Raw genomic sequence first — 23,836 nt, 5'->3', positions numbered from 1 at the left:
CGTCCTCTTCATTCGCATCATGATCGCGAATGAACCCGTGGCGTCAATCCTGAACACACCGCGGAACCCCCGACACATTGCCATTCCCGATGGAATGGGCAATTGATTGGGCAAAACCAGCGGGGCAGGCACAATGGCGACACAAGCAAAAGACATCCCACTTCTGGGCTATGTGGACCGCCTTTCGGGTCGGCCCGGTGATACGCTGAACTTTAAGGTCTCCTCTACGTCCGCCTCGCCCTTCAGAGCACGGCTGATGCGCGCCATAAGCGCCGATCCCAACCCCAAAGGTCCGGGCATCATCGAGGAAGAGGCCGACCGGTATTTCACGCCCGCGCGCTGTGCTTCGGTGCATCGCCCCTTTGCGGCGGGGTCATACGGTATCGGACGGACCGGTGTTTCAGCGACGCCGAACGCCGAGGTTATCTTGTCGGCGCATATCTATCCCACCTTGCAAAGCGAGCAGGTGCAGAGCGTGATCGGCATTGGCCGTTATGATCTGAGCCTTCATCCGGGCGGGGGGATCAGCCTTGCGGTCGATGGGCGCGCCATCACATTGGAAAACGCGCTGCCGCTGCGCCAGTGGTATGTTATCAAGGCCCGGATCACGCGCGACAGCATCACCGTTTCGCAGCGCCCCGTCGGGCACAAGACGACCACCGCGCAGGAAATAACGGGTCCCGGAAATACCGATCTGTCGCTCTCAGGACGGCCCACCATTGGTGCGCATCTGATAGACGCGGTGCCAGCACAGCAATTCAACGGCAAGATCGAGGCACCTCAGATTCTGGTCGATGGGCAAATGTTGTGCCAATGGGATTTCGCCTCCGATATTTCCAGCCGGGTCGTACCCGCACAGTCAGGGCCAGATTTGGAGCTGATCAACTATCCCACCCGCGCGGTGACCGGTTCCGCTTGGGACGGATCAGAAATGAACTGGACCCACAAGCCCGCCCATTACGCGGCCATCCATTTTCACCCTGACGACATCTATGATTTTGGATGGGACACGGATTTTTCTTACAGATTGCCGCAGGATATCCCCTCCGGCGTCTATGTCATGCGCCTCAGCTGTGACGGGCATGAGGACGCGATCCCCTTCTTTGTCTGCCCGCCGTCGGGGCAACCCAAAGCAAAGCTCTGCGTGCTGGTCTCGACCTTTACCTACGCCATCTATGGCAATCACGCGCGGCCTGATTACAAACCGGCTTGGTTGGACAGAATCCGCGACTGGAACGCATATCCCCATAATCCGGCGGAGCATCCCGAATATGGCCTGTCGACCTATAATTACCACGCAGATGGGTCGGGGATCTGCCACGCCTCACACAAACGCCCGTTGTTCAATCTCAGACCCGGCTATTTGACCTTTGGCGAGGCGATCTGTTCGGGCCTGCGCCATTTTCCTGCCGATATGCATCTGATCGCCTGGCTGCATGCCAAGGGCATCGAATATGACATCGTCACCGACAGGGAGCTGCATGATGACGGTGTTGCCGCAATCGCGGGGTACCGCGCTGTGACGACCGGTTCGCATCCCGAATACCACACCAGCCAGACGCTGGACGCGCTGCGCGATTATCGCGACGGGGGCGGTCATCTGCTTTATCTTGGTGGGAATGGGTTTTATTGGCGCGTCGCCCTGCACCCCGAAAGCGAGGATATGTTGGAAATCCGCCGCGCCGAAGACGGGATACGCGCCTGGGCGGCTGAGCCGGGCGAATATTACAACGCATTTGATGGCACCTATGGCGGGTTATGGCGGCGCAATGGACGGGCCCCGCAGGATCTGGTTGGGATCGGTTTTGCCGCCCAGGGTGAATTCTTTGGCGACCCGTACCGCCGGATTTGCACAGATCCCGCTTATGATTGGGTTTTTGAGGGCGTTGAGAACACATTGATCGGGGACTACGGGTATTCGGGGAACGGCGCTGCGGGGTTCGAGCTTGACCATATGGATTACCGCCTTGGGACCCCTCAAAACGCGGTTCTGCTGGCGCAATCAGTGACACGGGACAATGGCTTCATGCTGGTGCCCGAAGAGCAGTTGACCCATCTGACAAACCTGACCGGTGGCACCGCCAAAGAAGCGATGCACGCCGATATGGTCCTCATCGAATACCCCGGCGGTGGCTCGGTGTTCGCAACGGGATCGATTACTTTTTGTGGCTGTTTGCCATGGAACGGCTACAAGAACGATGTATCCCGACTGCTGCAAAACGTGATCACGCACCTGCTGGGGGCGGAGCATTGAAACGCCACTGATCTCGGGCCTGTTGACAACCACCCGCAGGGACGATGTTAAGGGTATCACTGCTGTTGGTCGTGGTCTGTAATGATAGAATGCAGCTTATCAACGTCAGCCGAGCTCACCTGTTCTGGAACTGGATCTCTGCGCGTAAATGCCGTTACCATGTTTTCTATCGCTGCACGCTTCCAAGTCCCAATCTGCGTGGGGTGGGCACCCTACTTCTTCGACAACTCCGCCAATGTCATTTCTTCGCAGATCGCCTCAAGCGCAACCTTGGCCTTGAATTCACCCTCTCGGGATCATGCTATGCATGACCCTGCCGGGCAATGGGACGAATGGTTCTTTCGTTTCGTCATCTTGGATCACTTCTCTCGTCATGCGATCCACCTTAACGATTGGTCTGAAATTTCGCGACAACCTTTGAGCACCGGCTGATATCTTGTCAGTAGCGCCTTTAAAGCGTTTTGTATTTAATCTGAGGCATATCCGGCAGCTTTGATGAAGTTCCAGCATTTTTGGGGATCGAAGAGGTCGCATATGTCGCCAAGGGCTTCGAAGGTTCTGGCCCCGATCCGTCTCAGATGGGCTTTGAGAAAGCCATCTCGATCACTGGCCGTCAGGGTATTGCGCAGCAATGTCCCGAGAAGCAATAAAGACCAGCCCGTGAGGTTCGCTGCCGCATCCTTGGCTGGCGGCGCGTGATCCACTCCTGACGTGTCTGGCGCAGCGCAGGCCGATCACGCTCAGTCACTGCGGTAAAAATGGAGCAGTTACGATTTGTCGATAAGGCTGGAATATTCAGGATTGCCAGCAAAGGAACACCCAAGGAGACGGTTTCGATGTCGGGTGCGTCCTGGCCCGCAACGACAGGGGTTGCGGGGTGCTGAAACTGGAACCTGGCAATGCGTATGTGCCCTATTGTCTCACCGGGGGTGGCTAGGGTGCCGTCTGCTTTGACTGAAGTGGTCCCACTTATTTGGACAGTTTTGCGGCTCAGCTAAGATGTAATCGGGTTTGGAGCCATGCCGCCTTTTGGGTTCGTTCCATGTCGAAGAACGCATCGTCGGGGGATCGCTTGTCTAGGGCTGTGTGAGGCCGTTCAGAGTTGTAGAACCCAATCCAGTCTTTGATCACGCGTTTGGCTTGGAACCCATCCTGTAATTCGTGCAGATAAACGGCCTCCTGTTTGAGCGACCGCTACAGCCGTTTGATGAAGATGTTATCGAGATGACGACCTCGACCATCCATTGAGATTTTGACATCTGCCTCGGTCAAGGTGGTGATCCACTCTGCACCCGTGAACTATAGCCCTGGACGCCCTTCTAAGTGTCAAGCCGCGATCTGAGCCCGATTGATCTGTTTGTGGCGTCGCGCGATGATGTTGAAGACTTCGCGAGCTATGTATCGCTTGACGCAGCGGATTGCTTCGAGTTTGGAATGGCCTTGGGCTACTCGGCGCGCCACGTATTCTTGGGTCTTTGAATCCAGTCGCAACCGTCCAATTGCAATGATATGAAGCGCGCTGTTGGCGGCACGGTCGCCGCCCCGGTTCAACCGGTGGCGTGTTGTTTTGACTGATGACGCCGGAACCGGACTGACACCGCATAGAGCAGCAAAGCTTGTCTCTGATCTCAGTCGTTCAGGATTGTCACCTGCAGTCAGCAAAAGTTGGGCCGCGCTGTTCAACCCAATTGAGTTGCGTGCGATCAGCTCTGGAGCCAGGTCTTTGACAATTGCTTCGATCATATCGTCAAGGTCGGCCACTTCGTCATGCAGTTCGAGATAACGACGTGCCAGTGATTTGAGCGCGATCTTGTAGGCTTCTTCAACATCCCGATACCCTGATAAGTCGGGCTGCCAGGCCGCCAAAGTCCGTATCAATTGCATACGGGTCATTTTGCGCAGAGTGTCGCGCAATCGATCCGGAGCGCAAACAATTGTCGTCTGGATTATTTGCAGCGCGATCCGGCGTGCTTGAACCGCATGCGTCGGGCAAACAGCGCCCCACGCTGTTTGCTGGTCCTCCTCATTGCGGCAAACCTTCAATACACGCAGGGATTCCACCATTCTATCTCGACTGCGCGGGGTGACTGTGCGCCGCTCTGCGAAAGCCGCATGGGCGGTACTTTCAGCATCAAAGTCATCATTCTTGCCGCGCCGTCTTCGATCCAGCTTGTGTGGTGCGGTTACCTCCAGAACATCAACATCAGCGACCTGCATATATCTTAAAAGTCCTGCGCCGCAACTGCCGGTGCATTCCACCCCAATGCGCTGCAGGTTCCCGAATGACCGCATCCACGCCAGCATCAACTTGTAACCCTGCCGCGTCGTCGCAAAGTTCTGCGTGCCCAGCACTTGATCATTATCATCGACAACTGCCGCAACATGAAGATCTTTATGCGTATCAACCCCGCCAACGACTGGGATGGTTTGCTTAGTTTTGCCCATGGGATCATCCTTTGCGGCGGCTTTCGACATACTTCACCAGAAAGAATGCACGGACAGGACAGTCATGAGACCAAGTGGTCAGGCCCTTCTTTGGTCACGCGATATCTTCGAGACGAAGCCTCACCGCAAAGCGTTCCCGGATGATCGACAGGTCCAGGGAAAGACACAAGTCAGGTCGATCGGAGTGAGGGTCAGATCACACCAAGAGGCCAAGCGGTACCAACCCAACGAATGGTCGATCGGTGTTAGAGTCAAACCACCCGAGAACTGGTGTCCATTCTATGACTGTCGGAATTCATGATCTCGGGCTTGCCTTGTTTTGCGATGGCTTCGTTTAGGGTTTCAACACAGAAGGTGGCATCCAGCGTGTTCGACAACTGCCACGCCAGCACCTTGCGCGCCGCCCAATCCATAATCGCCACCAGATACAAGACCCGCGCCGCATGAGGATGTAGGTGATATCACTACACCAAACGTGGTTGGGGCGCGTGATTGGTAACTTCCGTAGCAGGTAGGGGTAGATGCGATGCTGTGGGTGTTTTTGCTGGTGTTTAGTCCTTTGTAGATTGCTTGTATGCCCATGATGCCCATCAGCCGACGCACACGGTGACGGCCAGCACGGAAACGATTTCTAGGCAAGTATGCCGCAATCTGGCGGCTGCCGAAGAACGGATATTTGGTGAACACCCGATCAATCTCGTTCATCAGTTCCAGCGTCTCAGCATTCACGCCGACTGGCACGTAGTACAGTGACGACCGGCTTATCTTCAGCAACTTAAACTGCTTCGTCAGGCTCAGATCTGCCAGGTCTTTGCGGATCATCGCCTTGCGTTCGGTCGGGTTCATCGCTTCAGCCCTTGTGACAAAAAATCATTTTCGACCGCCAGCTTACCGATCTTTGCATGAAGCTCTTTGACCTCGGCTTCGTTGTCTTCCGCTCTCCTGGTCTTATCAGAAAACACGTCCGTCAGGCCATCAATCGCCTGCCGCTTCCATGTCGTCACCTGCGTCGGATGAACTTTATGTTTGGTTGCAATCTCTTGCGCCGTCCTGTCTCCACGAAGCGCCTCAAGCGCCACCGTAGCTTTGAACTTGTCTGAAAAACTGCGTCTCTTCGTCATTTGTGTATCCTGTCGTCGTTGTTGGATACATCTTAGCACGCTGTCCGATTTTGCCGGACCACTTCACTTGGGCTTCCACCGTTAATTTGAGCTCGGCGGATGATTTGACCGGGTTTTTCTTTGTCGCATTCATGTCGACGTTGAGCGCTGATCTCTTGGTAAGACCACACGCAGAAATCTGTTTTTTCGGACTGTTTGCGTCAACGTCGTCCTTTGGATACCCCGCCGCGTCGGCTTTTTCATCCCCGTCCGCGCTTTCAATTGGCACGCTGCTCAAATCACCAAGCGCAAGGGTACTGGATACCTCGAGGTCTTTGATTGCCAGTCTTGTTGTGCCGACCAGAGAGAGAAGGGGGACTCCCATCTCGTCTTCATCAAGATCATCTCGCATTGAGGGCACACGGATTTTGAGTGTAATGGGGCGATGATTTTTATCGAAGTAATTGTGAAGAAGGGCGATTTGATGTCTCTTCACATGGTCTTGAGCCTCTAAGACACCATTCGCAATGGCATCTACTAGGTCTCCGAGATCAACACTGCTGGCCAAGATAATCACCTAAAATCGGGTTTAAAAGTGAGTGCACAGCGCGGATATTTCCAACAAGCGTTATGTCCTGGGGGCAACCTGTCGCACTGCTTGAGGACTGATGCAGGGGTATAAAAGCACTTCGCAAAGCGATATCCAAGCGCACCATGTGCGCATGGTTTTGGATAACACGGGCGGAAATCACAGTCGCTTAGCGGCAATTTTTCGGCATTTCAAAACAGGACTGTCAGCGTAGCTGCACGGCGCGGAGAGTGGTGCGCATGATGAGATGGCAATGGGGCGTTTTCTGCTTTGCGCATCGTGCCAGGAATGTCTTTCACTCGGTTTTTATTGCAGATTCCGCGCGGTGCATTCGACCCCCCGGCGCCGATAAAAATCAAACAGCGGATCCCGCCCTTCAGGTGCACGCGCTGGAGAGGGTTTGCAGTGCCGCTGGAATCGAAGGGTTTGAAGTGCTAGGATTTTCTATCTGCACGGGAGGGCTGTCACTGTGAATACCAAAATTGCCACCATTTCGACCGAGAGTGATCAGTCCGACACCCCGCGTACGGCCAAAGACCCCAAAGCCCCGGTTCAAAAGCGCGAGCGGAACATGAGGGTCAATAACTTGAGCGAAAAACTGCGAACCGATACGGTTCGCGAGATCGAAGCCATGGCGCTGTTTCTCCTCTCAGATGGCCGTGCGATCGGGCAGGAGGCTGCCGCCGGGCTTTCGCAACTGGAACAACAGGCGGATATGCCGCTGGAGGGCCTGATTTCGCTGCATGGGCTTCTGGCGGAAGCGGTCGCACCTGCCAAGCAGCGTTCACTCCTGTCGCTTCAGCAAGGCAAAGCATCCGGGCGGATGTCAGGTTTTCTCGGGCCAACGCCGGGCGTGCGAAGGCTGTCGATTGCAAGCCTCTTTTTCGCCCTCACATTCTTTGCCATCAGCCTGTCGGCCGACATCAACATTGAGGCGATGTCCAAAAGCATTTATGAACTGAACGGCACGCCTTTGGCAGTCAAGCTTGCTCTCATCCTGTCCGCTGCTGGCCTGGGGGCGAGTTTTTCAGCGTTGTTTACCGTTTGGGAGGACCTTCGAAAACACCGCTATGAGCCGCTGGCTGATAGTGCAATCTGGATGCAGATCGGCCTTGGTGTGGTCGCTGGCCTGATGCTTGCCGAGATTATCGGAAGTGAGCAGGTTCTGGTTGAGGGCAGCGATACAGGTGCCGGTTTTGGCGGGATGTCAGACACGCTCCTTGCGCTTCTCGGAGGGTTTTCCGCCAGCGTTATCCATATGGTGCTTAACAGCATCGTTAACGCATTAAAGCGCGCCTTTGATTACACACCCGATGAACAGACGCCGTCTAATATTCAAATGCCCTTTCAGCCGCGCGTGGCAAATCCGTCCTCGGTCCAAGGGGGGCAAGGAAGGGGGGAGACAAGCTACTCAGCGCGGCAACCCGCTGAGCGCGATGCTCAGGATTAAGCGCTGATTGTGTCTATCCCCGTTGACCTTTAGGCCGACAGCGACGTTTCGTAAGAAATGGCATTGTTATAGCTTTTGGCATAGCCAGCAATCAAATCGGCCTTATCCACGCCGTTTATGATCCGTCGCGCATTCACATAATCCTGTTTGACGTTGGCAATATAATCCGCAAGCTTTTTACCCGTGAATGTGCCTTCCACCATGCCCTCGAAGATGATTTCTGTTGCAATGCCAACCTCAAGCACACGGTCCGCAGCTGCGCGATTGCTGGTCAGATCGCCGCTCGGGACACGCTTTTCCCAAAACGCATAATTTGATCGACCCGTCAGTTGAACAAACCCGCGCCCGTGAAACAGCACGCCGTCTCCTTTCGCAAGATTGCCCAATCTCTTGGCAACATGGGGTCGGTCGCCTTCGATATCATACATTCTGAAGAAGTATTTATCCCCGCCATATTCACTTATCGGGGTAAAGGTTTGATTGACCTCATGATGCGCCGTGGCGAGCACATAAGCCAGCCAGCGGTCATCGGCATCACCGTAATTTTTTTCCCAATAATCAAGAAAAGTAGTTATACCAGTAACCTGAGTTGTGCTCAGGGTTCCGCCAAATAGTTTCTGCCGGATGGTGTCGAAAAAGGCTTTTCTGTCAATTTTTTTCATCGTCTCTACTCCATAGCCCACGTTTGCAACCTAAAGTAGCTTTTCTAATTTTACAATTTCTTTCACGCGAACTGTGCCGGGCAGAGTGGCTTGAGGTGACGTGGACCTGGCATGTTTTGATGTCGCTCCATTGATTGCGTTTGCTACACCGAAGGTAATGAAAGACGGGTCGTGAGCGCGAAGGTGAGTTCCGTGAGCGTGGAGTACGGCGCGCACTGAGCAACGGGCTTATGGGATGCGCGTCAGGTTCGTCGATCCGGCAAATCTGGGTCACGTCACTGACGGCTTATGGAGCACGATGAAAGCGCCTGCGGTCCGATGAAATTTGATTCGTAAGCGTGATCCTGTCTTGACGCATATACCTGCGCATTTTTGGTTTGGACGCGCTGATCACAAAAAGTTTTCTTAACAAGATCAAGCAATGCGCATTGAATTGCTGCGGCGCGGCATAAAATGATTGACTTTAGAGGTAAATAATGTTTACCACTAAGTTATAAATTTGAGTTCTAAACAAGCGCCTCTACTGAACCAACTGTTAATCTAAGGGAGGTGGGTGGTTAGGTGGTAAATAATAGTGCCGCATGTGGGTGTGGTCAAAAAGCGAGCCTGACACCGTGAATGACAGATATCCGCACAAGCTTCAGCAAACAGAGGCCGATGTCGGCGTTGATCCTGGGATTTTCACCGGGACGCTGAATGGGGCGATACTTGGCGGCTCGCTGAACGCATTACTCTGCGCCGAGGGCGCTTACATAAAGCGCGCAAACAAGCATAGCATCATCGCCAACGAGGGTTCGGCGCAGCAAGGACTCATTGCGGTCCTGAATGGCATGGTGAAATTATCAACGTCGTTTCGCGACGGTCGGACCCAGATCGTGGGCCTTAGGTTTCCGGGTGAATTCATCACCCTTCTGACGCAGGCGGAACCATGGTTTGCCAGAGTTGAAGTTGTAGAAGATGCGGCGCTCTTGGTTTTGGGTGCTGAAAAAACCGAAAAGCTCCGTCTGGAAAGTCGTCAATTCAATATTGATATGAGTTCCCACGCGAATAGAGAGATCGGTTGGGCACTGGCGCATCTTGTCACCCTTGGTCGCAAATCGCCGATCGAACGGCTGGCATCACTGCTGATTGAATTAAACGATCGGGGAATGGGGGTGAATGACGCAAGCGGCGAAATCCGCATACCAATATCGCGCGGCGAGATCGGTGACTACATCGGGTTGGAAAGCGAGACCGTCAGCCGCCAATTCACACGCCTGAAATCTGATGGCTACATAAGCCTGCTATCGCCAAGCCGCGTTGTTGTCAGGGATTGGCATTCCCTGGCGCATTTGAGCAACGGCGGATCTATTGCGGCTGAGTAACAGTGTGGTTTTCCCGGTGCCGCCTCACATTTTTTGCTGACGGCGAGATAGCGTCCAGAACCTTAAAGCGGTTTGCGTTTAATCTGAATTGATTTGTGTTTCCCAAAGGAGTCTTTGTCTGCTTCATTTTCAGTGTGGAGGTGGATGATGGGCAAACCTCTTTCTTTAGATCTTCGGCACCGGATTTGCGGGTATGTTGCTGCTGGGATCTTTTGTCGTGCAGCAGGGCGTATTTTTGGTGTCAGTGCGGCAACGGGGGTGCGTTATGCTGCGGACAAACGAGAGCGGCGCGACGTCACGCCCAGACCACAGGGCAGGCCGGTGGGCCGATTTGGCCAGCTGGCACCGTATAAGGATTTCTTAATCGGGGTTATCCGTGCCGAACCAGACATAACATTGCATGAACTATCCGGCGCGCTGGAAGACACGTCTGGCGTATCTGTTCACCTCTCATCAATTCACCGCGCCTTGGTACGCGCCGGGTTCTTATATGAAAAAAGGACTTATCGCACGGGAACGTAATCGGCCTGCCCTGCGCAGGGCAAGGCGGGGGTGGATCAACCACCGCCAGCCGCGCATGCGCCAGGAGCCACACTTTATTGCTTCTCGGGACATTGCTGCGCAATACCCTGACGGCCAATGATCGAGATGGCTTTCTCAAAGCTCAAAGCCCATCTGAGACGGATCGGGCCAAAAACGTTTGATACAAACTTCCAGGCCCTCGGCGACATTTGTGATCTGTTTGATCCAAGCGAATGCCGGAACCTCCTCAAAGCTGCCGGATACGCCTCAGATTAAATGCAAAATGTTTTAATGAGTTTTTTCTGATTATGATCAGAGACTCGAACGCCACAATCACAAATGCTGCCCAAACTCACAACTTGTGCGGGGAGGTACAGACGATGAGGACATTGAGTGACTCTCGTCACGCCGCGGATGCGGTGTGCGGCGCGTTGATCGGGCGGGCCTCAGGACGGCGGGCGCGATCGCGTTTTCATCGGTCGCTGGGTGGTAAACAGGCTTCTTCGTTTGCGCGCCATATCTGTGCGCCGTTCCAGGCTGTTCGCTTCCCGGTAAGAAAGTTCGACAAAATTGATATGCTCTTCGGCTGCCGCCGCCGCCGCCTGGGCATCGCGGTCCAAAATCGCAAGCCCAATCGCCTGGTGCTGCTCCAAAAGAACGGCGCGGCGGGTGGTGTCGAGATATTCCATGTTACGACCCAGAAACACCCCGCGCGCCAGAAGCTCGTAGATCGACGCCATCGTGTGCACCAGCATCGCGTTATGTGTGGCATCCACGACCGCCCCATGAAACTGGACATCAAGCTTCAATTCATGCGCGGCGTCGAAAGCGACAGTGGCATCCGCCATTTCATCCAGAATTTGTTGAATGATAGCAAGGTCCTCGGTGGTTGCACGTTGCGCGGCGGTGAAGGCTGCGAAACCTTCGACCTCTCTGCGAAATTCAAGGTAGTCGCCAAACGCCTGGGGGCGGCGCGCAAAAAGATCGATCATGGCGGGCGACAAGGCCGTGCCGGTCAGCGAAGCAACGAACGTCCCCTCTCCGTGCTTGACCGTCAACAGCCCACGATCTTCGAGCGTCTGGATCGCGGCCCGGATCTTTGGTCGGGAGACGCCCGTCTGCTGGGCAAGCTCGCGTTCAGAGGGGAGTTTTTGTCCGCTCTTGAGGACGCCGGCGATGATGACATCTTCGATCTGGGCAATCACCGCTTCAGACACGGAGTCGTGGTCGACCGGATCGAGTATTGCAGTTTTGGGCATAAATTTACCGTTGTTTTACAGGGTTGGGCCGACAGCCATGGTCAACAATATTTACCTCTTTCTCATGGAAATCAACCCGTAGACCGAATTGCGCTTTGGGAGGCTGATCCCGCGGGTGCCACGCTCAACGCAAGTGCCCCAGACGAAACCGGGAGGAAAGACAATCACCGATCATGACATTCTAAACAGCCTGCGTCAGATTGTCGGCAAACGACACGTGCTGACCGGGCAAAAGAAAACAGAACGTTTCCGCAAGGGATGGCGTTCGGGGCAGGGGGATGCGCTATGCGTGGTGCAGCCGGGCGATCTGGTGGAGCAATGGCGTGTTCTGCAAACCTGTGTGGCGGCGGATAAGATCATCATCATGCAGGCCGCCAATACGGGGCTGACCGAAGGGAGTACGCCCAGCGGCAGCTATGAGCGCGATGTGGTGCTGATCAACACGCGGCGCATGGATGGGCTGCATTTGCTCAAAGGGGGGGCGCAGGTGCTCGCCCTTCCGGGGTCCACCTTGTTTGCACTGGAAAAGCTGCTCGACCCGCTGGGACGGCAGCCTCATTCCGTGATTGGGTCCTCCTGTATCGGCGCATCCGTTGTGGGGGGCGTGTGCAATAATTCGGGCGGCTCTTTGATTGAACGCGGGCCCTCTTACACGGAACTGTCGCTCTTTGCGCAGATTGACGCGACAGGTGCATTGCGCCTCGTTAATCATCTCGGGCTGTCCTTGGGCGACGATCCCGAAGACATCCTGCGCCGTGTTCAGGCGGGAAGATTTAGCGACGCGGATTTCGAGGACAGCAATAAAAAGGCCTCTGATACGGATTACACGCGGATTGTGCGGGCGGTTGAGGCGGATACGCCTGCGCGCTTTAACAGTGACACGCGTTGTCTGCACGAGACTGCGGGCTGCGCGGGTAAACTTGCGGTTTTCGCCGTGCGCCTTGATACCTACCCCAAGAATGATCGCGAACAGGTGTTTTATGTCGGCACCAACGATCCCGCCGATCTGACAATGTTACGCCGCCACATGCTGGCCGAATTTGAGACGCTGCCTGTCAGCGCTGAATATATGCACCGCGATGTATTCGATATCACAACCAAATACGGCAAAGATACGATGGTCATGATCGACAAGCTGGGCACCGCGCGTTTGCCGATGTTCTTTGCGATCAAGGGGGCTGTGGATGCGCGACTGAATAAAATCCCTCTGTTGCGCGGATTTACCGATAAATTCATGCAGGTGCTGAGTGGTGCTTGGCCCAAAATTCTGCCCGATAAGATGATGGCATTCCGGGATCGGTTTGAACATCACCTGATCATCAAAACACGAGACGGCGGCATTGCTGAAACCGATGCCTTCCTGCACAGCGCCTTTGCTGACAGCGAGGCGGATTTTTTTGCCTGCACCCAGCGCGAAGGCAAACTGGCGGGGCTTCATCGTTTTGCAGCCGCAGGTGCGGCCATTCGGTATCAGAACGTGCACGCGCAGGACGTCGAGGACATTCTTGCGCTCGATATCGCGCTGAGACGAAACGATCGCGACTGGTTTGAAAAGCTGCCCGCTAAGATTGGTGATCAAATCGTCCACCGTCTCTACTACGGGCATTTCATGTGCCACGTCCTGCATCAGGATTACATCCTGCGCAAAGGCGCGGACGTCAAAGCGATCAAGGCGCAGATGCTGGATCTGCTGGAAAAACGCGGTGCCGAATACCCGGCTGAACACAACGTCGGGCATCTGTATAAGGCCAAGCCCGATCTGGCGGCGTTCTATAAATCGGTTGATCCAACAAATTCGATGAATCCGGGCATCGGCAAAATGTCCAAGAAAAAGAACTATGCCTGACCTACAGGCCAGAAAGGCACGTCCCATGACACATGTTGTAATCGCATCCGCCGCCCGAACCGCCGTGGGCTCCTTTGGGGGCGGGTTTGCCACGACGCCGGCGCATGATCTGGGTGCGGCCGTTCTGGAGGCCGTGGTGGCGCGCGCGGGGATCGAAAATAGCAAGGTATCCGAGACCATTCTGGGTCAGATCTTGACCGCTGCCCAAGGGCAAAACCCGGCCCGTCAGGCCCATATCAAAGCAGGGTTGCCGCAAGAAAGTTCCGCATGCTCGATCAATCAGGTCTGCGGCTTGGGCCTGTGCGCCGTTGCCTTGGATGCCCAGCATATCCAGCTGGGTGATGCCCAGGTCGTAGCCGCCGGGGGTCAGGAAAACATGATATTGTCTCCCAATGCGCAAAACATGCGTGCCGACCAGCAGATGGGCGATTTGAAACTGGTCGATACCATGATTTCGGACGGGTTGTGGGATGCCTTTAATGGCTATCACATGGGCCAGACCGCAGAGAACGTTGCAAACCATTGGCAGATCAGCCGTGAAGATCAGGACGCCTTTGCCGTAGCGTCACAGAACAAGGCCGAAGCGGCGCAAAAGGCGGGCAGGTTTGACGATGGAATTGCGTCCTTTGCGGTGAAGACCCACAAGGGCGACATTGTCGTCGAGCAGGACGAATATAACCGCCACGGGGCAACTATCGGTGCCCTTGAAAAACGGTGCCCTGCCTTTGCCAAGCAGGGCTCGGTAACCGCTGCGAACGCTTCTGGGCTGAATGATGGTGCCGCTGCAGGGCTGTTGATGCATGCGGATGATGCAGAAAAACGTGGGATCGAACCTCTTGCGCGCATCGCATCCTACGCCACGGCGGGCCTCGATCCGTCGATCATGGGCGTTGGTCCAATTTATGCCACAGCCAATGCGATCTGCTCTGGCGACATTGGCACCGACATGGTGTTGGTCGTGCCCGAGAAAATCCGCGAGAGCATCATCGCGGAAATACCTGCCGCTCGCTTGGGAGAACCTGAAGAAATCGCGCGCTGCATGGCTTTGCGCGCGTCTGATGATGCGGGCTTTAACAAGAGCTCCACACTCCGCGCCAATGGCACCCAATTCTTTGTGTGAGGAAGAAACTATGATCATTCAAAACACCGATATAGACCCCCTGGAATCGCAGGAATGGCAGGAGGCCGTTCAGGACGTTATTGAAAAAGATGGGGCGAACCGCGCCCATTATCTGCTGGATAAGGCTGTGCAGCAGGCCCGTGCCGCTGGAGCAACACTGCCGTTTTCCGCCACGACACCCTATCAGAATACGATCCCTGCGGACGATGAGCTTGAGATACCTGGCGATCTGGAAATGGAATGGCGCATTCGGACCATCAACCGCTGGAACGCGATGGCGACAGTTGTGCAGCGCAACAAGGAAAGCAGTGAATACGGGGGGCACATCGCCTCATTTGCCTCCTCAGCGGTCATGTATGACATCGGGTTGAACCACTTCTGGCGCTCTAAATCAGCGATCCACGGTGGCGATCTGGTGTTCTTTCAGGGTCACGTGATTCCGGGCATCTATGCGCGGTCCTTCATGGAAGGGCGCCTGACGCAGGAACAGATGGAGAGCTTCCGCTCTGAGGTCGATGGTGGCGGGTTGTCATCCTATCCGCACCCCTGGCTGATGCCGGATTACTGGCAATTCCCGACGGTCTCGATGGGGCTTGGCCCGCTGATGGCGATCTATCAGGCGCGGTTCATGAAATACATGCACAACCGGGGCCATATCGACATGGACGATCGCAAGGTCTGGGCTTTCCTCGGCGACGGTGAAATGGACGAGCCAGAATCGCGTGGCGCAATTGACCTGGCGGCCCGCGAAGGGCTGGATAATCTGATCTTTGTGGTCAATTGCAACCTGCAACGTCTCGATGGACCCGTGCGCGGAAACGGCAAGATCGTGCAAGAGCTTGAGGGCGATTTTCGCGGTGCAGGCTGGAATGTGATCAAGCTTTTGTGGGGCAAAGGCTGGGATAATCTGCTGGAAAATGACGCCACCGGGCGATTGAAACAATTGATGGATGAAACCGTTGACGGTGATTACCAGACGTTCAAATCCAAGGACGGCGCCTATATCCGCAAGCATTTCTTTGGCAAATATCCAGAAACAGCGGCACTGGTTGCCGACTGGTCAGACGATCAAATCTGGGCGTTGCGTCGGGGCGGCCATGATCCGCAAAAGGTATACACCGCGTTCAAAGCGGCCAGCGACACCAAGGGGCAGCCGACCTGCTTGCTGATCAAGACGGTCAAAGGTTACGGTATGGGCACGGCGGGTGAGGGTCAGAATACCACTCATTCGGCCAAGAAATTTGCCGATAACCAGCTGCGTGATTTCCGCGACCGGTTCAAGATTCCAGTGTCGGATGAGGACCTGCCAAAGGCACCGTTTGTATCCTTGAACAACGCGCAAAAAGCCTATCTGGCGGATCGCCGTAGCGCCCTTGGCGGCCCATTCCCCAAACGTGAATGGCGGGATGCACCCAAACTGGAAATACCACCCCTGTCCAATTTCCAAGCGCAGCTGAAGGGCACCGGGGATCGCGAAATTTCGACGACAATGGCCTATGTGCGCATTTTGACGACCCTGCTGCGGGACAAAAAGATCGGAAAATTCGTGGTGCCAATTGTCCCCGATGAATCCCGGACCTTCGGGATGGAGGGGTTGTTCCGCTCGGCGGGCATCTACAATCCGCTGGGGCAGAACTACACGCCCGAAGACGCCGATCAGATGATGTTTTACAAAGAGACCATCGATGGGCAGGTCTTGCAGGAAGGCATCAATGAGGCCGGTGCCATGGCCGATTGGATCGCGGCGGCGACGTCTTATTCCAACCATGGTGTGCCGATGATCCCGTTCTACATCTATTATTCGATGTTCGGGCATCAACGCGTAGGTGATCTGGCCTGGGCGGCGGGTGACAGCCGGGCACGCGGGTTCCTTTTGGGGGCCACGGCGGGACGCACAACGCTCAACGGCGAAGGGTTGCAGCATGAGGACGGCCACAGCCATATCCTGGCCGCCACCATTCCCAACTGTGTGACCTATGATCCGACATTTAGCTATGAGTTGGCCGTCATCCTGCACAACGGGCTGCAAAGGATGTTCGTCGATCAGGAAGACATCAGTTTCTACATCACTCTGATGAATGAAAACTACAGCCACCCGGATATGCCGATGGGGGTCGAAGAGGGCATCATCAAGGGCCTTTACCGCATGTCTCAGACCAAAAGGCCCGGCAAAAAGCACGTCAACCTGATGGGGTCTGGCACGATATTGGTTCAAGCGATTGAAGCGGCACGCATGTTGAAAGAGGATTTTGGTGTCACTTCCGACATCTGGTCGGCCACCAGCTTCAACGAGCTGGCCCGTGAGGGTCAGGATACGGCGCGCCACAACCGGCTCAGTCCGCTGTCTGATAAACAAGTGCCTTATGTGACTGAATTGCTGAGCCGCGCCAAAGGTCCGGTTATCGCAGCGACGGATTACATGAAGAATTACGCCGAACAGATCCGCGCCTTTGTTCCCAACAGGTATACCGTTCTGGGCACTGATGGTTTTGGGCGTTCTGACAGTCGCGTCAACCTGCGTCGTTTCTTTGAGGTGGACGCAAACCATATCGCGGCCGCCGCGATGAGTGAGCTGTTTGAGGCCGGGGCCATTACCAAGGCCGAAATGCAAGCAGCGCTTATCAAATATGACATTGACGGCGACAAGCCGAACCCACGGCTCGTCTGAGGACGCCGGAAAAGGAGAAGAAATATGACAACCCAAGTTACGGTTCCCGATATCGGAGACTTTGCAGATGTACCCGTTGTGGGCATTCTGGTTGCTGTTGGTGATATGGTCGCGCTCGAGGACTCGCTGGTCGAGATCGAAAGCGACAAAGCCACGATGGAGGTGCCAAGTCCGGCAGCCGGCAAGATCGTCGAGATCCTCATCTCCGAAGGGCAGAATGTCTCGAAGGGGACGCCTTTGCTGGTCATCGAGGAAGAGGGTTCCGGGGACACGCCCGCACCTGTTGCGGCGACCCCGGCGGCTGCGGTGCCGGACATCCCCGTTGCGCAGGCTTCTGTCGCGCCGGTCACTGATGCGGGATTTGGCAAGGCTCATGCGTCGCCTTCGATCCGGGCTTTTGCACGCACGCTCGATATCGACATCACCAAAGTCAATGGTACAGGCCGCAAAGGTCGTATCCTGCGCGAGGACGTCACCAAGTTTCTCAAAGCCACCACGGCACCTGCTGCGGGAGGGGGCGCTCAATCTGGAGGGATGGGGATCCCGCCAATCCCGGTTGTGGATTTTTCCAAGTTTGGTCCCATCGAGAACGTGGAGATGCCCCGCATCAAAAAGCTGTCCGGTCCCGCGCTGCACCGCAGTTGGCTGAACATCCCGCATGTGACGCATAATGAGGAGGCGGATATTACCGACCTCGACACATACCGCAGGGAGCTGGACGCCCAGGCCAAAACCGAAGGTTACCGGGTGACCTTGCTCAGCTTTGTGATCAAGGCTTCCGTTTCCGCGCTCAAACAGCATTGGGAGGTGAATTCTTCCGTGCATCCTGATGGCGACAAGCTGATCAAGAAGGATTTTTTCAACATCGGTTTTGCCGCCGACACGCCAAACGGTTTGATGGTGCCGGTGATAAAGGACGCGGATCGCAAGGGTTTGGTGCAGATATCGAAGGAACTTGGCGATCTGTCCGCACAGGCTCGTGACGGCAAGTTGAAGAGCGCAGATATGCAGGGGGCAACCTGCACCATTTCCTCGCTGGGCGGGATCGGTGGTACGTCCTTCACACCGATTGTGAATGCCCCCGAGGTGGCGATCCTTGGCCTGACACGCTCGAAAATTGCACCGGTCTGGGATGGCGAGGCGTTCCAGCCCCGCAACATGCAGCCTCTGTCGCTGAGCTATGACCACCGCGCCATTGATGGCGCGCTCGCCGCGCGGTTCTGCGCCACATTGAAACACCTGCTCGGCGATGTACGCCGGCTGATGCTGTAAGGGGGCGCGGACATGGACATTAAAGTTCCTGATATTGGTGACTTCGAAGAGGTCCCCGTGGTCGGCATTCTGGTCAGCGTCGGCGACACCGTTGCCGTCGAAGATCCGCTGGTCGAGCTGGAAAGCGACAAAGCTACAATGGAAGTGCCATCCCCGGCAGCGGGCGTGGTGAAAGAGATCAAGGTGGCCGAAGGTGACAAGGTTTCCGAAGGGTCGGTGATCGTGGTGCTTGAAGGCGCGGAGGCTGCCGAGGCGCCCGCTGCGGCTGCTCCAGCACCCACAGCCGCCCCGGCACCCGTGGCCACAGCGGCAACAGGCACCGCTACCGCCACCGGCCCAGGCGACATCCATGCCGAGGTGGTTGTTCTGGGGTCTGGACCCGGCGGCTACACAGCGGCATTCCGCGCCGCTGATCTGGGTAAAAACGTGGTTCTCATCGAACGCAACCCGACGCTGGGCGGCGTTTGCCTCAACGTGGGCTGTATCCCATCAAAAGCGCTCCTTCACGTGGCCAAGGTGTTGACCGAAGCTGAAGAAATGTCCGCCCACGGTGTGACCTTCGCCAAGCCCAAGATTGATCTGGATGCTTTGCGTGGTTGGAAAGACGGTGTCGTAGCGCAGCTTACCGGGGGTCTTGATGGGCTCGCCAAAGGGCGCAAAGTCACGGTTGTAAGCGGGACGGGTACATTCACCGGCCCCAATATGATTGAGGTCACGGGCGACGACGGCACCAAGACACTCAGCTTTGATCAATGCATTATCGCTGCGGGGTCCGAACCCGTTGAGCTGCCCTTTATTCCGCATGATGATCCGCGGGTTCTGGACAGCACAGGGGCGCTGGAACTGGGCGATATTCCAAAGCGCATGTTGATCCTCGGCGGTGGCATCATCGGTCTGGAAATGGCTTGTGTCTATGATGCGCTCGGCTCCAAAATTACGGTTGTGGAGTTCATGGACCAGCTGATGCCCGGTGCGGATAAGGATATGGTGAAGCCCCTGCACACGCGGATCGCCAAGCGTTATGAGAAGATTTTGCTGAAAACCAAGGTGACGGCGATGGAGGCGCAGAAGAAAGGCCTCAAGGTCACTTTCGAGGATGCCAAGGGCGAGGTCACAAGTGATACTTTTGACAAGGTCCTGGTTTCCGTAGGGCGCCGGCCCAATGGCAAGTTGATAAATGCGCAAGCGGCTGGCGTTGCCGTGGATGAACGCGGTTTTATCGCCGTGGACAATCAGCAACGCACCGGTGTTCCACATATCTTTGCCATCGGGGATGTCGTTGGCCAGCCGATGCTGGCGCATAAGGCCGTGCACGAAGGCAAGGTCGCCGCCGAAGTGGCCGCCGGTGAAAAGCGCGCCTTTGACGCGATGGTGATCCCATCCGTGGCCTATACCGATCCCGAGGTCGCATGGGTCGGCATCACGGAAACCGAAGCCAAGGCAAAGGGCGTAAAATTTGGCAAGGGCGTGTTTCCCTGGGCGGCATCCGGGCGTGCGTTGTCCAATGCACGCTCCGAAGGCATGACAAAGGTGCTCTTTGACCCGACCGATGATCGGGTCATCGGCGCCGCCATTGTGGGCACCAACGCGGGCGATTTGATTGCCGAGGTCGCATTGGCCATCGAAATGGGCTGTGACGCGACTGATCTGGGCCACACGATCCATCCCCACCCAACGCTCTCGGAAACGGTGAATTTTGCGGCAGAGATGTATGAAGGAACGATCACGGATTTGATGCCGCCGAAGAAACGCCACTAACCCCCAATTTTGATGCAACACCAATGAGAGGACAAAAAATGACCAAGACCCCATTTGATATGTCGGACATGTTCAAAGCCTTCAACCCGGAGGCGATGTCAAAGGTCTTTGATCCTTCAGAGATGATGAAATCGCTGCAACAGACACATAAAGGCATGCCCGATCTGTCGGCGTTCATTGAGACCAACCAGCGCAACTTCGAAGCCATGGCAGAGGCGAATAAGGCGGCTGCCGAAGGCTATAGGGACATGCTGGCAAAACAGATGGAGATCTTTCAATCAGCGATCGAGCCCGCTCAACAAAAGCTGAAAGACGCAGGTGACCCCGCCACGATCCAAGCCGGAACCGAGGCGATGAATGAGGCCGTGGAACAGGCGCTTTCTCTGATGCAGAAAATGGCCGAGGCCACGCGCGAGGCCAATGAAAAGGCGTTTGAATCCATAAAAGACCAGGCCGAAAACATGATGGGCTCGAAAGGGTCATAACACCAGTCAAGGGGCAGCGGCTCAGGGCCTCGGGATAGATCGGAAAGGAAATCGGATGACAGAACATACAGCTTCAGACAGGCCCCGCGTTGGTCTGTTTGTGACCTGCCTTGTTGATGCGATGCGACCCAACATCGGGTTTGCCACTCTCAAGCTATTGGAAGCGGCGGGGTGTGATGTCGAGGTGCCATCAGCCCAGACATGTTGTGGACAACCCGCCTTTAACAGCGGTGATGACGCGACGACCCGCGCCATCGCCAAGCAGATCATTGAGAGCTTTGCGCGATATGACTATGTTGTGGTGCCCTCTGGGTCCTGCGCCAGCATGATCCGCACGCATTTCGGCGAGGTTTTCGGCGATGAGCCGGATTGGATTGAACGTCAGTCCGCTTTGTCCGCCAAGACGTGGGAAGTTTTAAGCTTCCTGTCGGACGTGATAGGGTATCACCCCGAGGATGTCCGCTATGACGGGCTTGCGACCTATCATGACAGCTGTTCGGGGCTGCGCGATCTGGGGGTTCGTGATCAGCCGCGCGCGATGTTGGCAAATGTTGACGGCCTGCAGATGACACCGCTCAAAGACAATGATGCCTGCTGCGGGTTTGGTGGCACGTTTTGTGTGAAATACCCGGATATCTCCAACGCTATCGTCGCCGAAAAAACCCGCAACATCGTGGAAACCAAAGCGGATACGCTGCTGGCTGGTGATCTGGGATGTCTGATGAATATGGCGGGCAAGCTGTCGCGTGAGGGGCATAAGGTCAAAGCGTTTCACACTGTTGAGGTTCTGGCGGGCATGGCTGGCGATGGCGGTATTTGCGGGGAGGGGTCATGATTCAAACCTCTGATCGGTTCAAGGAACATGTGACGCGTGCCCTTGCGGATGATGATCTGAAGATCGCGCTTTCGCGCACAACAGGGTTGCTCCAGGCGCGGCGCAGGCAAGTCATCGATGAATACGCGGAATACGGCGCGGCCCGCGAAAGGGCTGGCGCGATCAAGGACCACACGCTTGCGCACCTGGACCACTACCTTGAGATGTTCGAGACCAACGCGCGCGCCAATGGTGCCACTGTACATTGGGCCAAAACCCCCGAGGCGGCGCGGCGGATCGTCACAAAGATCTGCACGCAGGCCGGAGCAAAGACCGCCACACGGGTCAAATCGATGCTGGGCGAGGAAATCGGCATCGCCCAAGCGCTGAGCGATGCAGGGGTTGAACGGATCGAAACCGATCTGGCCGAGCACATCATTCAACTGGCACAAGACCCGCCGAGCCACATCGTGATGCCGGCCATGCATAAGACCCACGAACAAGTCGCACAGCTCTTTGATGATTTGCACGACATCGCACCGGATACGCATGATATTCCTGATCTGGTAGGCTCTGCGCGGCGTGAATTACGCCAGAAATTCCTGTCGGCGGACGTCAGCATATCCGGAGCCAACTTTCTGATCGCGGACACTGGTGCGACTGTAACCGTTACTAACGAGGGCAATTCGGAACTGACCTGTACACCGCCCAAGGTGCATATCGTGACGGCCGGTATCGAAAAGCTTGTTCCGGGAATGGCGCATGCCAGCGTCTTTTTGCGGCTTTTGGCGCGCGCCGCCATTGGGGCCGAAATCACTCAATACACGACCTTTTACAATGGCCCCAAACGCAGCGGTGATGCGGATGGACCCGAGGCCTATCATATTGTTCTGGTTGACAATCATCGTAGCGAAATGTTGGGCAGCGACCTGCAGGCGATGCTCAAATGTATCAGGTGTGGGGCCTGTATGAACCATTGCCCTGTTTATGCCGCCATCGGTGGGCATGCCTACGGTGCTGTCTATCCCGGCCCGATGGGATCGGTTTTGACCCCTGCGCTGTCATCTTTGAAGGCCGCCAAGGACCTGCCAAATGCCTGCACTTTGAACGGGCGTTGCAAAGAGGTCTGCCCTGTCAATATCCCGCTGCCGGACATGCTGCGAAATCTAAGGGCGCGCCAGTGGGAAGCGAAACTGGCCTCGCCCGTGACGAAACTCGCTTTGGGCGCGTGGCGTTTTGTAGCCCGCCGTCCGAAATTATATCATTTTGCAACCGGAATGGCCGTGTTTGGGATGCGCCTTCTGTCGCTCGGGCGCACACGTATCCGGCGTATGCCCATGGCCGGAGGCTGGGTGAAATACCGCGATTTGCCGCGGCCCGAAAAAGGCAGCTTCATGCAGCAATATAAAGCCTCAAAGCACGCAGGGGAGAAACGACCATGAGCGACAGGGCTTTGATTTTTGGGGCAATCAGGTCGGCCAAAAGATCCCCCGCGCGCCCGGCAGAGGACATCGCCAAAGAGGCGGCAGATTTAGTGGCCCACCCAGAGGTCACCCAACCGGGTTTTGCGGGCGAGACATTGCTCGACCGGTTCGTGGCCAAAGCAACCTCAGAACGTGTCACCGCGACCGTGGATCAGTTGGCGGCCAAGCGCGATATCCCGAGGGCTGTGTCGGAATATTTGAAAAAGATCGGGCAGGGCACAGACATCTGCGTGCAAAACTGCGCTGTATTGAACGGGTTGGATTGGTCCGGGTTCGCGTGTTCGCCAGATCTTGAAAAAGACCGGGGCTGTGCGGTGACACTGGCCGAATACGGAATTGCCGAAACAGGTTCCGTGGTGTTCCGATCGGGTGCTGACAGCCCCATACTTCTGAACTTCTTGCCGATGTACCACATTGTGGTTTTAAGAACAGACACCTTGATCGGATACACCGAAGACCTTTGGCCTCTGTTGGGGGGCGCGCATGCCCCGCAATCAAGATTGCTCACGATTGTCACTGGCACCAGCGGCACCGCAGATATCGAAGCCATAAATGTTCGCGGTGCGCATGGGCCAAAGCACATGCATATTTTGATCGTGCCACCGTGACGCGAAAATATGTCGCGCTTCAGGCCGTGCGCGCGCGCACCTTGGCTGACGAACGAAGGCGACATCACCCGCGTTGGTAACTGCGTGGACCCCAAAAGCTCTTGGCACCCTCAAGGTCTTTTCCCAGTCCCGCTTT

At 55.9% G+C, this 23,836-nt stretch carries 18 protein-coding genes and 4 pseudogenes; 13 read left to right on the top strand and 9 right to left on the bottom strand.

Features of this window, described 5'->3' with window-relative positions:
- Positions 1 to 133 precede the first annotated feature (133 nt).
- Positions 134 to 2,254 carry a N,N-dimethylformamidase beta subunit family domain-containing protein gene (locus ROLI_RS13220; RefSeq protein ID WP_187430299.1) on the top strand — a complete coding sequence of 707 codons (2,121 nt, stop codon included), beginning with the start codon at positions 134 to 136 and terminating at the stop codon, positions 2,252 to 2,254.
- 467 nt (positions 2,255 to 2,721) lie between these two features.
- Here the strand turns inward: ROLI_RS13220 and ROLI_RS13215 are convergent.
- The 7 genes and pseudogenes from ROLI_RS13215 to ROLI_RS13195 form a co-directional block, all read right to left on the bottom strand.
- Positions 2,722 to 2,844: pseudogene (locus ROLI_RS13215) on the bottom strand (IS630 family transposase); the annotation flags it as partial.
- Between the two features lie 400 nt (positions 2,845 to 3,244).
- Positions 3,245 to 3,433, bottom strand: a pseudogene (locus ROLI_RS23820) (integrase core domain-containing protein); the annotation flags it as partial.
- Between the two features lie 147 nt (positions 3,434 to 3,580).
- The gene (locus ROLI_RS13210; RefSeq protein WP_187431339.1) at positions 3,581 to 4,699 is read right to left on the bottom strand and encodes an IS110 family transposase; all 1,119 of its coding nucleotides are present in this window, start codon (positions 4,697 to 4,699) and stop codon (positions 3,581 to 3,583) included.
- Positions 4,700 to 4,950: 251 nt separating this feature from the next.
- Entirely contained in the window at positions 4,951 to 5,112 is a 162-nt protein-coding gene (locus tag ROLI_RS23815; RefSeq protein WP_350340404.1) for a hypothetical protein, read from the bottom strand.
- On the bottom strand, positions 5,042 to 5,545 hold the full coding sequence (locus tag ROLI_RS13205) for an IS3 family transposase (protein ID WP_187431340.1): 504 nt from the start codon (positions 5,543 to 5,545) through the stop codon (positions 5,042 to 5,044). The genes ROLI_RS23815 and ROLI_RS13205 overlap by 71 nt, the downstream gene beginning before the upstream one ends.
- The gene (locus ROLI_RS13200) at positions 5,542 to 5,820 is read right to left on the bottom strand and encodes a transposase (protein ID WP_187431341.1); all 279 of its coding nucleotides are present in this window, start codon (positions 5,818 to 5,820) and stop codon (positions 5,542 to 5,544) included. The genes ROLI_RS13205 and ROLI_RS13200 overlap by 4 nt, the downstream gene beginning before the upstream one ends.
- A complete protein-coding gene (locus ROLI_RS13195) occupies positions 5,768 to 6,367 on the bottom strand; it encodes a DUF2589 domain-containing protein (protein ID WP_187431342.1) in 600 nt (199 codons plus the stop codon). The genes ROLI_RS13200 and ROLI_RS13195 overlap by 53 nt, the downstream gene beginning before the upstream one ends.
- A 490-nt stretch (positions 6,368 to 6,857) precedes the next feature.
- Between ROLI_RS13195 and ROLI_RS13190 the strand changes: the two genes are divergently transcribed.
- Positions 6,858 to 7,838, top strand: coding sequence for a hypothetical protein (locus ROLI_RS13190; protein ID WP_187431343.1), 981 nt, complete (start codon positions 6,858 to 6,860; stop codon positions 7,836 to 7,838).
- Between the two features lie 29 nt (positions 7,839 to 7,867).
- Here the strand turns inward: ROLI_RS13190 and ROLI_RS13185 are convergent, their stop codons facing one another.
- Positions 7,868 to 8,500 (bottom strand): hypothetical protein, encoded by a 633-nt coding sequence (locus ROLI_RS13185; RefSeq protein WP_187431344.1) that lies wholly within the window; start codon positions 8,498 to 8,500, stop codon positions 7,868 to 7,870.
- A 614-nt stretch (positions 8,501 to 9,114) separates the two neighbouring features.
- Between ROLI_RS13185 and ROLI_RS13180 the strand changes: the two genes are divergently transcribed.
- A complete protein-coding gene (locus ROLI_RS13180) occupies positions 9,115 to 9,864 on the top strand; it encodes a Crp/Fnr family transcriptional regulator (protein ID WP_187431345.1) in 750 nt (249 codons plus the stop codon).
- Positions 9,865 to 10,506: 642 nt separating this feature from the next.
- Positions 10,507 to 10,662: pseudogene (locus ROLI_RS23970) on the top strand (IS630 family transposase); the annotation flags it as partial.
- A 170-nt stretch (positions 10,663 to 10,832) separates the two neighbouring features.
- On the opposite strand, the gene ROLI_RS13175 reads toward ROLI_RS23970, so the two are convergent.
- Complete coding sequence (locus ROLI_RS13175; protein WP_187431491.1) at positions 10,833 to 11,645, bottom strand: FadR/GntR family transcriptional regulator; 813 nt, start codon at positions 11,643 to 11,645, stop codon at positions 10,833 to 10,835.
- A gap of 163 nt (positions 11,646 to 11,808) precedes the next feature.
- Between ROLI_RS13175 and dld the strand changes: the two genes are divergently transcribed.
- The 9 genes and pseudogenes from dld to ROLI_RS13130 all read left to right on the top strand — a co-directional run bounded on the left by dld (position 11,809) and on the right by ROLI_RS13130 (position 23,700).
- The gene (dld, locus tag ROLI_RS13170; RefSeq protein WP_187431517.1) at positions 11,809 to 13,491 is read left to right on the top strand and encodes a D-lactate dehydrogenase; all 1,683 of its coding nucleotides are present in this window, start codon (positions 11,809 to 11,811) and stop codon (positions 13,489 to 13,491) included.
- Positions 13,492 to 13,516: 25 nt separating this feature from the next.
- Positions 13,517 to 14,413, top strand: a pseudogene (locus tag ROLI_RS13165) (acetyl-CoA C-acyltransferase); the annotation flags it as partial.
- Positions 14,414 to 14,621: 208 nt separating this feature from the next.
- A complete protein-coding gene (gene aceE, locus ROLI_RS13160) occupies positions 14,622 to 17,279 on the top strand; it encodes a pyruvate dehydrogenase (acetyl-transferring), homodimeric type (RefSeq protein WP_187431493.1) in 2,658 nt (885 codons plus the stop codon).
- Between the two features lie 24 nt (positions 17,280 to 17,303).
- Positions 17,304 to 18,551, top strand: a complete 1,248-nt coding sequence (locus ROLI_RS13155; protein ID WP_187431494.1) for a 2-oxo acid dehydrogenase subunit E2 — start codon at positions 17,304 to 17,306, stop codon at positions 18,549 to 18,551.
- Between the two features lie 12 nt (positions 18,552 to 18,563).
- Positions 18,564 to 20,309: a dihydrolipoyl dehydrogenase gene (gene lpdA, locus ROLI_RS13150; RefSeq protein ID WP_187431495.1), complete on the top strand. Its 1,746-nt coding sequence runs from the start codon at positions 18,564 to 18,566 to the stop codon at positions 20,307 to 20,309.
- 38 nt (positions 20,310 to 20,347) lie between these two features.
- Positions 20,348 to 20,794 carry a phasin family protein gene (locus ROLI_RS13145; protein ID WP_187431496.1) on the top strand — a complete coding sequence of 149 codons (447 nt, stop codon included), beginning with the start codon at positions 20,348 to 20,350 and terminating at the stop codon, positions 20,792 to 20,794.
- A gap of 55 nt (positions 20,795 to 20,849) precedes the next feature.
- On the top strand, positions 20,850 to 21,629 hold the full coding sequence (locus ROLI_RS13140) for a (Fe-S)-binding protein (protein WP_187431497.1): 780 nt from the start codon (positions 20,850 to 20,852) through the stop codon (positions 21,627 to 21,629).
- A complete protein-coding gene (locus tag ROLI_RS13135) occupies positions 21,626 to 23,050 on the top strand; it encodes a lactate utilization protein B (protein ID WP_187431498.1) in 1,425 nt (474 codons plus the stop codon). The genes ROLI_RS13140 and ROLI_RS13135 overlap by 4 nt, the downstream gene beginning before the upstream one ends.
- Entirely contained in the window at positions 23,047 to 23,700 is a 654-nt protein-coding gene (locus ROLI_RS13130) for an LUD domain-containing protein (RefSeq protein WP_187431499.1), read from the top strand. The genes ROLI_RS13135 and ROLI_RS13130 overlap by 4 nt, the downstream gene beginning before the upstream one ends.
- Positions 23,701 to 23,836 lie beyond the last annotated feature (136 nt).

It is taken from the genome of Roseobacter fucihabitans (assembly GCF_014337925.2).
Lineage (GTDB): Bacteria > Pseudomonadota > Alphaproteobacteria > Rhodobacterales > Rhodobacteraceae > Roseobacter > Roseobacter fucihabitans.
This window is presented reverse-complemented; position numbering and strand designations above follow the sequence as displayed.

Excerpts from the sequence above, each read along its gene's own strand:
- ROLI_RS13220 (WP_187430299.1), top strand. The coding sequence starts at position 134 with ATGGCGACACAAGCAAAAGACATCCCACTTCTGGGCTATGTGGACCGC.
- ROLI_RS13210 (WP_187431339.1), bottom strand. The coding sequence starts at position 4,699 with ATGGGCAAAACTAAGCAAACCATCCCAGTCGTTGGCGGGGTTGATACG.
- ROLI_RS23815 (WP_350340404.1), bottom strand. The coding sequence starts at position 5,112 with ATGGATTGGGCGGCGCGCAAGGTGCTGGCGTGGCAGTTGTCGAACACG.
- ROLI_RS13205 (WP_187431340.1), bottom strand. The coding sequence starts at position 5,545 with ATGAACCCGACCGAACGCAAGGCGATGATCCGCAAAGACCTGGCAGAT.
- ROLI_RS13200 (WP_187431341.1), bottom strand. The coding sequence starts at position 5,820 with ATGACGAAGAGACGCAGTTTTTCAGACAAGTTCAAAGCTACGGTGGCG.
- ROLI_RS13185 (WP_187431344.1), bottom strand. The coding sequence starts at position 8,500 with ATGAAAAAAATTGACAGAAAAGCCTTTTTCGACACCATCCGGCAGAAA.
- ROLI_RS13175 (WP_187431491.1), bottom strand. The coding sequence starts at position 11,645 with ATGCCCAAAACTGCAATACTCGATCCGGTCGACCACGACTCCGTGTCT.
- aceE (WP_187431493.1), top strand. The coding sequence starts at position 14,622 with ATGATCATTCAAAACACCGATATAGACCCCCTGGAATCGCAGGAATGG.
- ROLI_RS13155 (WP_187431494.1), top strand. The coding sequence starts at position 17,304 with ATGACAACCCAAGTTACGGTTCCCGATATCGGAGACTTTGCAGATGTA.
- lpdA (WP_187431495.1), top strand. The coding sequence starts at position 18,564 with ATGGACATTAAAGTTCCTGATATTGGTGACTTCGAAGAGGTCCCCGTG.
- ROLI_RS13145 (WP_187431496.1), top strand. The coding sequence starts at position 20,348 with ATGACCAAGACCCCATTTGATATGTCGGACATGTTCAAAGCCTTCAAC.
- ROLI_RS13140 (WP_187431497.1), top strand. The coding sequence starts at position 20,850 with ATGACAGAACATACAGCTTCAGACAGGCCCCGCGTTGGTCTGTTTGTG.
- ROLI_RS13135 (WP_187431498.1), top strand. The coding sequence starts at position 21,626 with ATGATTCAAACCTCTGATCGGTTCAAGGAACATGTGACGCGTGCCCTT.
- ROLI_RS13130 (WP_187431499.1), top strand. The coding sequence starts at position 23,047 with ATGAGCGACAGGGCTTTGATTTTTGGGGCAATCAGGTCGGCCAAAAGA.